Source organism: Streptomyces sp. NPDC002138 (genome assembly GCF_040296485.1).
In the GTDB taxonomy this organism is placed as follows: domain Bacteria; phylum Actinomycetota; class Actinomycetes; order Streptomycetales; family Streptomycetaceae; genus Streptomyces.
This window is the reverse complement of the sequence record NZ_JBEOXE010000121.1, coordinates 1-10,653: the sequence shown is the minus strand read 5'-3', so window position 1 is coordinate 10,653 and position 10,653 is coordinate 1. Positions and strand designations below refer to the sequence as shown.

13 protein-coding genes and 1 pseudogene are annotated in these 10,653 nt (G+C 73.2%); 8 read left to right on the top strand and 6 right to left on the bottom strand.

Annotation, left to right across the window (positions count from 1 at the left end; genetic code table 11):
* Positions 1–121: 121 nt before the first annotated feature.
* Positions 122–925 (bottom strand): LysR family substrate-binding domain-containing protein, encoded by an 804-nt coding sequence (locus ABT084_RS37020; protein ID WP_351053992.1) that lies wholly within the window; start codon positions 923–925, stop codon positions 122–124.
* 58 nt (positions 926–983) lie between these two features.
* Here ABT084_RS37020 and ABT084_RS37015 point away from each other — a divergent pair, with 58 nt between their 5' ends.
* Positions 984–1,388 (top strand): DUF5997 family protein, encoded by a 405-nt coding sequence (locus ABT084_RS37015; protein ID WP_351053989.1) that lies wholly within the window; start codon positions 984–986, stop codon positions 1,386–1,388.
* 122 nt (positions 1,389–1,510) lie between these two features.
* Here ABT084_RS37015 and ABT084_RS37010 read toward each other — a convergent pair whose 3' ends face one another.
* Together ABT084_RS37010 and ABT084_RS37005 are read right to left on the bottom strand one after the other, a co-directional pair.
* Positions 1,511–1,927, bottom strand: coding sequence for a VOC family protein (locus tag ABT084_RS37010; RefSeq protein WP_351053986.1), 417 nt, complete (start codon positions 1,925–1,927; stop codon positions 1,511–1,513).
* Positions 1,928–1,972: 45 nt separating this feature from the next.
* Entirely contained in the window at positions 1,973–2,404 is a 432-nt protein-coding gene (locus tag ABT084_RS37005) for a helix-turn-helix domain-containing protein (RefSeq protein WP_351053983.1), read from the bottom strand.
* 116 nt (positions 2,405–2,520) lie between these two features.
* On the opposite strand from ABT084_RS37005, the gene ABT084_RS37000 reads away from it, so the two are divergent.
* The 7 genes from ABT084_RS37000 to ABT084_RS36970 all read left to right on the top strand — a co-directional run bounded on the left by ABT084_RS37000 (position 2,521) and on the right by ABT084_RS36970 (position 8,896).
* Entirely contained in the window at positions 2,521–3,003 is a 483-nt protein-coding gene (locus tag ABT084_RS37000; protein ID WP_351053980.1) for a hypothetical protein, read from the top strand.
* 96 nt (positions 3,004–3,099) lie between these two features.
* Positions 3,100–4,128 carry an N-acetyl-gamma-glutamyl-phosphate reductase gene (gene argC, locus ABT084_RS36995; protein ID WP_351053978.1) on the top strand — a complete coding sequence of 343 codons (1,029 nt, stop codon included), beginning with the start codon at positions 3,100–3,102 and terminating at the stop codon, positions 4,126–4,128.
* An 88-nt stretch (positions 4,129–4,216) separates the two neighbouring features.
* On the top strand, positions 4,217–5,377 hold the full coding sequence (gene argJ / locus ABT084_RS36990) for a bifunctional glutamate N-acetyltransferase/amino-acid acetyltransferase ArgJ (protein ID WP_351053975.1): 1,161 nt from the start codon (positions 4,217–4,219) through the stop codon (positions 5,375–5,377).
* On the top strand, positions 5,374–6,294 hold the full coding sequence (gene argB / locus ABT084_RS36985) for an acetylglutamate kinase (protein WP_351053972.1): 921 nt from the start codon (positions 5,374–5,376) through the stop codon (positions 6,292–6,294). Before argJ ends, argB begins: the two co-directional genes overlap by 4 nt.
* Positions 6,291–7,496 carry an acetylornithine transaminase gene (locus ABT084_RS36980; RefSeq protein ID WP_351053970.1) on the top strand — a complete coding sequence of 402 codons (1,206 nt, stop codon included), beginning with the start codon at positions 6,291–6,293 and terminating at the stop codon, positions 7,494–7,496. Before argB ends, ABT084_RS36980 begins: the two co-directional genes overlap by 4 nt.
* 7 nt (positions 7,497–7,503) lie before the next feature.
* Positions 7,504–8,067 carry an arginine repressor gene (locus tag ABT084_RS36975; protein ID WP_351053967.1) on the top strand — a complete coding sequence of 188 codons (564 nt, stop codon included), beginning with the start codon at positions 7,504–7,506 and terminating at the stop codon, positions 8,065–8,067.
* A 16-nt stretch (positions 8,068–8,083) separates the two neighbouring features.
* On the top strand, positions 8,084–8,896 hold the full coding sequence (locus ABT084_RS36970; protein ID WP_351053964.1) for a hypothetical protein: 813 nt from the start codon (positions 8,084–8,086) through the stop codon (positions 8,894–8,896).
* Between the two features lie 23 nt (positions 8,897–8,919).
* Here the strand turns inward: ABT084_RS36970 and ABT084_RS36965 are convergent, their stop codons facing one another.
* The 3 genes and pseudogenes from ABT084_RS36965 to ABT084_RS36955 all read right to left on the bottom strand — a co-directional run.
* Complete coding sequence (locus tag ABT084_RS36965) at positions 8,920–9,630, bottom strand: L,D-transpeptidase family protein (protein ID WP_502969290.1); 711 nt, start codon at positions 9,628–9,630, stop codon at positions 8,920–8,922.
* Positions 9,631–9,636: 6 nt separating this feature from the next.
* Positions 9,637–10,218 carry a pyridoxamine 5'-phosphate oxidase family protein gene (locus ABT084_RS36960; RefSeq protein WP_351053961.1) on the bottom strand — a complete coding sequence of 194 codons (582 nt, stop codon included), beginning with the start codon at positions 10,216–10,218 and terminating at the stop codon, positions 9,637–9,639.
* Between the two features lie 26 nt (positions 10,219–10,244).
* Positions 10,245–10,653 (bottom strand): annotated as a pseudogene (locus ABT084_RS36955) (hypothetical protein); the annotation flags it as partial.

Below are 10,653 nucleotides of genomic sequence, written 5' to 3'. Positions count from 1 at the left end.
GCCCGTGTACTGGACGTACTCGGGTTTTCGGTCGGTGCGGCGAGAGCGCGTGCCGGGCGCCGCGACGCCGCGGACATCCGTCAGACACCCCCTAGTGCCGCGGCCGCGAAGGTGGTCGGGGTCAACGGCCGCGCGGCTTGCCCCGCTTGGCGCCGCCCTTGCCGCCGGAGCCCTTGGCGCCGCCGCCCTTCGCACCGCCACCGGAGGCGCCGCGCGGGTTCTTGCCGGGTGTGGGCTTGCCCCCGGCGGGCTTGCGGCGCGCCGCGGCGGCGTCGGGGCGCTTGGCCTTCTTCGGCTGCGGCGGGGTCGGTGTGCGGCCCCGCGAGCTGTTGACCGTACGCCCGCGCACGATCCCGATGAACTCCTCCACCAGCTCGGGGGCCTCGTCCGCCTCCGGCCACGACAGCGCGACGCGCGACTCCGGCGCCCCCGTCAGCGGCCGGTAGGTGAGGTCCTTGCGGTGGTGCAGACGGGCGAGCGACTGCGGGACGACGAGGACGCCGATCCCCGCCGCCACCAGCTCGATCGCGTCCGCCGTCGTCTCGGGGCGGGCGATCGCGGGCTTGCCCGGCAGCTGCTCCCACTCGAGGGTGTCGTCGAGGGGGTGCAGCACGATCTCGTCGGCCAGATCGCCGGTGGAGACCTCTTCGGCCGTCGTGATCAGGTGGTCCTTGGGGATCACGACCACGGTGGTCTCGGTGTAGAGGGGGATCGCGCTGAGATCCGTACGGTCGATCGGCAGCCGCACGAAACCGGCGTCGGCGCCGCCGTCGCGGAGCAGCGCGGGCGCCTCGCCGGGGGTCACCTGGACCAGCGTCAGCGGAACGTCGGGCAGCCGCTCGTTCCAGATCCGCACCCACTTGGTGGGCGTCACTCCCGGGACGTACGCGAGCCGGAACGAAGGGGGTGTTTCCGAGCCTGTCACCCGGCCAGGTTACCGGTCGTGGTCGGAGGTAGCGCACACGCTCGATACTCTTGACCCCATGACGTCGCACCAGAACACCCAGACCATGAAGCCCGCGACCGCGGCGAAGAAACTGGGTGTGTACCTCGAGGCCACACCCGCCGAGTTCCAGGAGGGTGTCGTCTCCCGGGCCGAGCTGAGCGCGCTCCAGGCAGATCCGCCCCAGTGGCTCCAGGACCTGCGCCTCAACGGTCCGCACCCGCGCCCCGTCGTCGCGTCCAAGCTCGGCGTCTCCATCGCCGGTCTCGCGCGCGGAGGCGTCACGGAAGCCCTCACCACCGAGCAGATCGAGGCCATCAAGGCCGAGCTGCCCGAGTGGCTCCAGAAGGAGCGCGCCACGCAGGCCGACGTCCGCAAGGAGACGGTCCGCATCAAGGAGCGCAACGCGGAGCGCGCCGCCAAGTCCGGCGACCAGCGTTCCTGAGCGCCGCTGAGCGTTCCTGAGCGCCTTCCACCGCTCGACACCTGTGCCCCGGTCCCACGGCTCGCGCCGTCGGGACCGGGGCACAGGTGCGTGACGGGGCCGGCCGGGTCGGCGGTCTCCGGTCAGCGGTTCCGCGGCTGGTTGAAGCGGAGCATGTTGCCCGCCGGGTCGCGGAAGGCGCAGTCGCGGACGCCGTACGGCTGGTCGGCCGGCTCCTGGAGCACCTCGGCGCCCGCGGCCCGGATGCGTTCGAAGGTCGCGTCGACATCGTCGGTCGTGAAGATCACACCGCGGAGCATGCCCTTGGCCAGCAGTTCCGCCATCGCCCGCTTGTCGGCGGGCGAGGCGTTGGGGTTGGCGAGCGGCGGCTCGAGGACGACCTCCACGTCGGGCTGCTCGGGCGAGCCGACGGTGACCCAGCGCATCCCCTCGAAGCCGACGTCGTTGCGCACTTCGAGGCCGAGGGTGTCGCGGTAGAAGGCGAGTGCCTTGTCGTGGTCGTCGACCGCGATGAAGCACTGCGAGAGCTTGATGGTCATGACTGCGACGCTACGACGTGGCGCCGGATTCCGCCCGTGCTCGCGTCAACGTGTCGGGTCCGCTTCCGGGGTCCTCGCCCGCGGGCCGTTCCTGGCCGGCCGGGTGAGGATCTTGGCGACGCAGGCCGGGATGGCGGCGCCGGCCTCGTGCCGGCGTGACCGGTACGCGCTCGGGCTCTCCCCGACCAGCTCGGTGAAGCGGGAGCTGAACGACCCGAGCGAGGTGCAGCCGACCGCGAAGCAGACCTCGGTGACGCTGAGGTCGCCCCGGCGCAGCAGTGCCTTCGCCCGCTCGACGCGGCGGGTCATGAGGTAGCTGTACGGCGTCTCGCCGAAGGCCGCGCGGAAGCTGCGGGAGAAGTGCCCGGGCGACATGAGGGCGATGTCCGCCAGCGCGGGAACGTCCAGGGGCTCCGCGTAGTCGCGGTCCATGGCGTCCCGGGCGCGCCGCAGCCGTACGAGGTCCTCGATCGTCACACGCACCAGCATCGCACTAGTGCCGCGTCAGGCAATGTTCGCCCCGTCGCGACGCCCGGCACGTGCGCCGCTCCTTGACGGGCAAACGTTGCCTGACGCGGCACTAGTCTGCGCGCATGCCGCCCCAGGATCCGGCGCGCTCCGTCGAGGAGCTGCTGCACCGTGTCGAGAGTCTGTACGCCATGCCCTTTCCCGAGCGGGAGGAGCGGGCGGGTGACGGGTGGGCCGGGCCGGGCCATCACGTGGCGGTGCTCGCGGAGAGCCGGGACTTCTGGGAGGACCGGAGCACGGAGCTCGTGGAAGAGGCCGAGGAGGCCGTCGAGGCCGGGCTCGCCGCGCTGGCGACCCTGCTCACGGAGCGCTGGGGCCCGGCCGATGTGGTCGATCTCCGGCCCTGGTGCGATACCGGTGACGGCCCGGAGGGGGCGGGGCCCGTGCCCGAGCCGATCGGCATCCTGTGCGCTCTGGCCGCCGACATGCGGGTGTGGCGCCCGCGCGGGTCGGGCCGCTGGGCCGCCCTCGCCGTGGGCCAGGCCGACCCCGAGTGGCCGCTGCAACTCCTCGCCGCGATCGGCGAGAACCCCGCCCTGCCGGAGTGACCCGCGCGGTCCCCGTGGGACCCCCCGAGGCGCCGGCGGAGCTTTGCATAAACGTGCGTCGAAACGTATAGTCATGCCATCGACGAGGAGGGTCCGATGGTGGTTCGTGTTGCGGTGGCCGGAGCGAGCGGGTATGCGGGCGGAGAGCTGCTGCGCCTGCTCCTGGCCCACCCCGAGGTCGAGATCGGCGCGCTGACCGGCCATTCCAACGCCGGACAGCTCCTGGGGCCGCTCCAGCCGCACCTCGTGCCGCTGGCCGGACGCACCCTCGAGGCGACCACCCCCGAGGCCCTCGCCGGGCACGACGTCGTCTTCCTCGCCCTGCCGCACGGCCAGTCGGCCGCCGTCGCCGCCCAGCTCGGCGAGGACGTCCTCGTCGTCGACATGGGCGCCGACCACCGGCTGAAGTCCGCCGCCGACTGGGACGCCTTCTACGGCGCCCCGCACGCCGGCACCTGGCCCTACGGCCTCCCCGAGCTGCCCGGCGGCCGCGCCGCGCTGGTGGGTTCCCGGCGCATCGCCGTGCCCGGCTGCTACCCGACCGCCGTCTCCCTCGCCCTCTTCCCCGCCTACCAGGACCGGCTCGCCGAGGCCGAGGCCGTGATCGTCGCCGCGACCGGCACCTCCGGCGCGGGCAAGGCGCTCAAGCCGCACCTGCTCGGCTCCGAGGTCATGGGCTCCATGAGCCCGTACGGCGTGGGCGGCGGCCACCGGCACACCCCCGAGATGGTCCAGAACCTCTCGGCCGTCGCGGGCGCCCCGGTCTCCGTCTCCTTCACCCCCACCCTCGCGCCGATGTCCCGCGGCATCCTGGCCACCTGCTCCGCCAAGGCCGTCCCCGGCACCACCGCCGAAGCGGTGCGCGCGGCCTACGAGAAGGCGTACGCGGACGAGCCGTTCGTCCACCTGCTCCCCGAGGGGCAGTGGCCCGCGACCGCGTCCGTCCACGGTTCCAACGCCGTTCAGGTCCAGGTCGCGTACGACGCGTCCGCCGGGCGGATCATCGCCATCAGCGCCATCGACAACCTGACCAAGGGCACCGCCGGTGGCGCGGTGCAGAGCATGAACATCGCGCTCGGGCTCCACGAGAGCCTGGGTCTTTCCACGATCGGAGTCGCACCGTGAGCGTCGCACGCGCAGCCACCGGGCTGATGACGACGATGATGGCCGCACCGGCGCGCTGCGGGTGCGGAGAAGCGAACAAGGAGATGCAGTGAGTGTCACGGCAGCACAGGGATTCACGGCCGCCGGCATCGCCGCCGGGATCAAGGCGAACGGCAACCCGGACCTGGCCCTCGTGGTCAACCACGGACCCCGCCTGGCCGCGGCGGGCGTCTTCACCTCCAACCGCGTCAAGGCCGCCCCCGTCCACTGGTCCGAGCAGGTCCTGCGCGGCGGCGCCGTCAGCGCCGTCGTCCTCAACTCCGGCGGCGCCAACGCCTGCACCGGCCCCCGGGGCTTCCAGGACACCCACGCCACCGCCGAGAAGGCCGCCACCGTCCTCGGCGGCGCGCACAACGCCGGGGAGATCGCGGTGGCCTCCACCGGGCTGATCGGCGTCCTCCTGCCCATGGACAAGCTGCTGCCCGGCATCGAGGCCGCCGCCGAGGCGCTCACCGCCGACGGCGGCGAGGCCGCGGCCATCGCCATCAAGACCACGGACACCGTCCACAAGACCGCGACCGTCTCGCACGCCGCCGGCTGGACCGTCGGCGGCATGGCCAAGGGCGCGGGCATGCTCGCCCCGGGCCTGGCCACCATGCTCGTCGTCCTCACCACCGACGCCGACCTGGACAGCGCCACCCTCGACAAGGCGCTGCGGGACGCGACCCGCACCACCTTCGACCGGGTCGACTCCGACGGCTGCATGTCCACCAACGACACCGTGCTGCTCCTCGCCTCCGGCGCCTCCGGCGTCGCCCCCGCGTACGACGCGTTCGCCGAGGCCGTGCGGACCGTCTGCGACGACCTGGCCCGCCAGCTCATCGGCGACGCCGAGGGCGCGAGCAAGGACATCCGGATCGAGGTCGTGCACGCGGCCAGCGAGGACGACGCCGTCGAAGTGGGCCGGTCCATCGCCCGCAACAACCTGCTCAAGTGCGCCATCCACGGCGAGGACCCGAACTGGGGCCGGGTGCTCTCCGCGATCGGCACCACCAAGGCCGCCTTCGACCCGGACCGGCTCAACGTCGCCATCAACGGTGTCTGGGTCTGCAAGAACGGCTCCGTCGGCGAGGACCGCGACCTGGTCTCGATGAAGGACCGCGAGGTCCGCATCACCGCCGACCTGGCGAGCGGCAGCGAGTCGGCTGTCATCTGGGCCAACGACCTGACCGCCGAGTACGTCCACGAGAACAGCGCGTACTCCTCATGAGCGGCCCCGTCGGCAGTGCCCGCAAGCACACCGCGCTCCCCAAGGCCGAGATCCTCATCGAGGCGCTGCCCTGGCTGACCCGCCACAACGGCAAGGTCGTCGTCATCAAGTTCGGCGGCAACGCCATGATCGACGAGGATCTGAAGGCCGCCTTCGCCCAGGACGTCGTCTTCCTGCGCCAGGCGGGCCTCAAGCCCGTCGTCGTGCACGGCGGCGGCCCGCAGATCAACGCCCAGCTCGACCGGCACGGCCTGGTCAGCGAGTTCAAGGCCGGCCTGCGCGTCACCACCCCGGAAGCGATGGACGTCGTACGGATGGTGCTCGCCGGGCAGGTCCAGCGCGAGCTGGTCGGGCTGCTCAACCAGCACGGCCCGCTCGCCGTCGGCATGACCGGCGAGGACGCCCACACCATCACCGCCGTGCGGCACCGGCCCGAGATCGACGGGGAACTCGTCGACATCGGCCGGGTCGGCGAGATCACCGCCATCGACACCGGCGCGATCGAGGCGCTCCTGGCGGACGGCCGGATCCCGGTCATCTCCTCCATCGCGCGCAGCGCCGACGACGCGCACGTCTACAACGTCAACGCCGACACCGCGGCCGCGGCGCTCGCCGCCGCCCTCGGCGCCGAGACCCTGATGGTCCTCACCGACGTCGAGGGGCTGTACGCGGACTGGCCGAACAGCGACGAGGTCATCAGCCGGCTCACCGTCAGCGAGCTGGAGAAGCTGCTGCCCGAGCTGTCCAGCGGCATGGTCCCCAAGATGGAGGGCTGCCTGCACGCCGTCCGCGGCGGCGTGAGCACCGCCCGCGTGATCGACGGGCGCGTCCAGCACTCGATCCTGCTGGAGATCTTCACCGACGAGGGCATCGGCACGATGGTCGTGCCCGACGCGCAGGGAGGGGACACCCCGTGACCGGGAACAGCTCGAACCAGGAGTACGGAGCCCGCTGGCAGGCGGCGCTCACCAACAATTACGGCACCCCCGCGCTCGCGCTCGTCCGCGGCGAGGGCGCCCAGGTCTGGGACGCGGACGGCAAGCGGTACACCGACTTCGTCGGCGGCATCGCGGTCAACGCCCTCGGCCACGCCCACCCGGCGATCGTCGAGGCCGTCTCCACCCAGATCGCCTCGCTCGGCCACGTCTCCAACCTCTACGCCTCCGAGCCCGTCATCGCGCTCGGCGAGCGGCTGCTCCAGCTCTTCGGCCGCACTGGCAAGATTTTCTTCTGCAACTCCGGCGCCGAAGCGGTCGAGGCGGCCTTCAAGGTCGGCCGGCTGACCGGGCGCACGCACATGGTCGCCACCACCGGCGGCTTCCACGGCCGCACCATGGGCGCCCTCGCCCTGACCGGCCAGCCCGCCAAGCAGGCCCCGTTCCTGCCGCTGCCCGGCGAGGTCACCCACGTGCCCTACGGCGACGTGGAAGCCCTGCGGGCCGCCGTCACCGAGGACACCGCCCTCGTCCTGCTCGAGCCGGTCCAGGGTGAGAACGGCGTGGTCGTCCCCCCGGCCGGCTACCTGAGCGCCGCCCGCGAGATCACCCGCGCCACCGGCACGCTGCTCGCCCTCGACGAGGTGCAGACCGGCATCGGCCGCTGCGGCCAGTGGTTCGAACACCAGGCGCACGAGGGCGTCGAACCCGACCTCGTCACGCTCGCGAAGGGTCTGGGCGGCGGACTGCCGATCGGCGCCCTCGCCGCCTTCGGCCCGGCCGCCGACCTGCTGGGGCCCGGCCAGCACGGCACCACCTTCGGCGGGAACCCGGTCGCCTGCGCCGCCGGCCTCGCCGTGATCGACACCATCGCCACCGACGGACTCCTCGACCGGGTCAAGGAGCGGGGCGAGCGGCTGCGCGCCGGAATCGAGAGCGCCGGGCACCCGCTGGTCTCGCATGTCCGCGGCGCGGGCCTTCTGCTGGGTATCGTGCTGACCGAGCCCCTCGCACCGAAGGTGCAGCAGGCGGCTCAGGATGCCGGTTTCCTGGTCAACGCGCCCGCCCCCGACGTCGTACGGCTGATGCCGCCGTTCGTACTCACCGAGGCCGAGGCGGACGCGTTCGTCCGCGCACTTCCCGGCATCCTCGACGCGGCCAGCGGGGACGGATCCGGAGAATGAGACGACGATGAGCCAGGCGCAGGAACACGAGCCGTGGGGGTCCCCCCGGACGGAGTCCGGGGGAGGCCAGTCCGTTCCGCAGACCCGGACCGCCCGCCACCGCCGGATCGTGGACATCCTCAACCGGCAGCCGGTCCGCTCCCAGAGCCAGCTGGCCAAACTGCTCGCCGACGACGGGCTGAGCGTCACCCAGGCGACGCTCTCCCGGGACCTCGACGAGCTGGGCGCGGTGAAGATCCGCAACACCAACGGCGAGCTGATCTACGCGGTGCCGAGCGAGGGCGGATTCCGCACCCCGCAGGCCCCGTTGGGCGAGTCGGCGAAGGAGGAGCGCATGCGGCGCCTCTCCGGTGAGCTGCTGATCTCGGCGGAGGCCTCCGCGAACCTCGTGGTCCTGCGCACCCCGCCGGGTGCCGCCCAGTTCCTCGCCTCGGCGATCGACCAGGCCGAACTCCAGGCCATCCTCGGCACGATCGCGGGCGATGACACCCTGATGCTGATCAGCCGTGATCCGACGGGCGGCCAGGCCCTCGCCGATCACCTCCTGCGTCTGGCGCAGAAGGAGGGCTGAGGGCGACCCTGGGGGCATGAGCCAACACCCCCTCTGGGCAGAGGTTTTCGAGGCCGCTGCCGTCGCCCTTGCCTGTTACGCCGTGCTCGGAGTGCTGTGGCGGCTGCGGGACCGGGCCGACCGGGCCGCGGCCGCGCTGCTGGCCACCGCCCCGCCGGACCCGTACCACGCGGTGGCGCTGGCGGGGCGCGGCGAGGACACGCACCGCCCCGCCGTCGCCCGGCTGCTGCTCGACGGCTCCGTGGAGATCGACGAGCGGGGGCGGCTGAGCGTCACCCCGGGGAGCCCGCACCGGGGGACGGATCCGGATCCGGGCCCGACTCCGGTTCATCCGGTGCCCGCCGCCGTGCTCGCCGCGCTGGTCCGCCGGGACCGGCCCACCGGCGTGGCCGACCTGTCCGGGGACACGGCGCTGCGCGCGGCCCGGGAGGAGTTCCTCGCCGCCGAGGACGCGAAGCACCCGCGGCTCGCCGAGGTCCGCGACCGCGACCGGCTCGCCGACCTCGCGATACTCCTGATCATGGCGGTGGTCGCCTGGTACAGCTTCCAGCTCGTGGTGCTCTCCCGGCCGGACTCGCTGCGCGGGATCGTGCTGATGGAGACGTTCGTCCTCGCGGTGGCCGTCGGGGCCTTCGGCGCGCTGCTCGCGGCCATGGGGATGGTGCGGCTGTGGCCGAAGCGGCGCGATCCGTTCCGCGCGTACTGCGCCGCGCTGCCCCCGCATCCGGACCTGGTCGCCCTGGACCCGGAGCTGCTGGCCCGCGTCGACCACCGGGAGCCGCGCCCGGTGGAGTTCGACACCTGGGTGGACAGCGGCGGCGCGTTCTAAGCCCACCCGGCCAGCCGTGGGGCTCAGTACCGGGTCACGTCCAGCGGCCCCGACTCGGTGCCCACCGCGATGTGCGGACGGCGCTCGGGCCTGGCCCAGCGCAGGATCGCCCGCATGGACTCCTCCGGCACCGACACACAGCCCGCCGTCGCGCCCTTGCCGTTGACGTGGAGGAAGATCCCGGCGCCGCGTCCGCGCACCGGCCGGTCGTAGTTGAAGCCGATGACCAGGGCGTGGGCGTACTGCTTCGCGTAGCCCACCAGGTGCTCGGCCTCGCCCGGCGCGCAGTCGGCGGGCCGCGGCTCCACCCAGCGGTTGTACTGGGCCGAGGCGTTGTCCTGGCACCACCAGGACCCCTCCCGGACCGGCCGGTACGGGTACGCCGTCCCCACCGGCGCGGGCCGGATGCCGAAGGCGTACGGCAGGTCGTACAGCCCGGCGGGCGTCGTGTTCGTGCTCTGCACGCGGGTCGCGCCCTCGGTGAGGCCCTTCGCCCCGAACCGGGCCGGCGCCCTGCCCATCGGGACCCACCGGCCGGAGCGCCGCTCCCACCAGGTGAGGCGCCCGGTGGTGGAACCGGCGGTCGGGGCGACGGCGGTGATCAGCTGCCGGCCGCCGCCGGTGTCGGCGAGCCGGTCGGGCAGCGGTCCGGCCCACGGCGGGCCGTGGAGCGCGGCCTGCGGCGCGAGCAGGGAGGTGACGAGCAGTGAGCCGAGGACGACGGCGGTTCGCAGCACACGTCAGACGGTACGCGGAGGGAGGGGCAGTGGGAGCGCGGGCAGGCCGTCGATGCTCGTTTCGATGAATTCCTTCTTCTCGCAGTACGCCGCGAACTCCTCGTCGCTCTTGCGCCCGAAGTACTCCGCGTGGAGGGTGCGCTCGCCCTGGTACTCCATGAAGGGGACGGCGTACCCGCACACGTCGGTGATCCGCCGCGTCCGTACGACGATCACGGCGCGGGCGGAGGGCCCGTCGGCGTCGCCGAACAGGGCGATCAGCTCGCCCCAGCGCGGGTCGTCGCGGAACACGGCCTCACCCTCGCCGTGCACCCGCACGATGTTGGGCGGCCCGGAGAAGGCGCACCACATCAGGGTGATCCGCCCGTTCTCCCGGACGTGGGCGATGGTCTCGGCGCCACTCCCGCCGAAGTCCAGGTAGGCCAGGGTGTGTTCGTCGATGACGACGAGGGTCCCGGCCCGCCCCTTGGGGGAGAGGTTGATGTGCCCGTCACCCGACAGGGGCGCGGTCGCGGTGAAGAACATCGGCTGCGCCTCGATGAAGGCGCGCAGCCGGCCGTCTATGTGCTCGTGAGTCTTTCCCATGCCGTCAGTATCCTTCCCGTCGCCGGTCAGCCCCCGGTGAGTCCGAGCCGTGAGCGCATCACCCCCAGGACGTAGTCACTGAAGAGCCCGGTGCAGCGTTCCAGCAGGGCTCCTACCTCGGGATCGCCGATCGGCAGCGGCGGCGGGCCGTACGGCGACCACAGGGCCTGGAGGCAGTGCTCGGCCCGCCTGCGCAGGCCGGGGTCCGGGTCCTCCAGCAGCAGCACACCGGCCCGCAGTCCGGCCACGCCGCCGCGGGCCCGCAACAGCCGGTGCGCGGCCCGCCGCTGCGCGAGCGGGTGCCCGGGGGATAGCCGGTTCGTGAGCCAGGCCTCGGGCAGCCGGTCGGCCGAGGGGAGCAGCGGGGGGGGGGGGGCGCGCCCCGCCGGCCCCCCAGGGGCCGCCACCCCGGGGCGGAGGGGGGGGGGGGGGGCC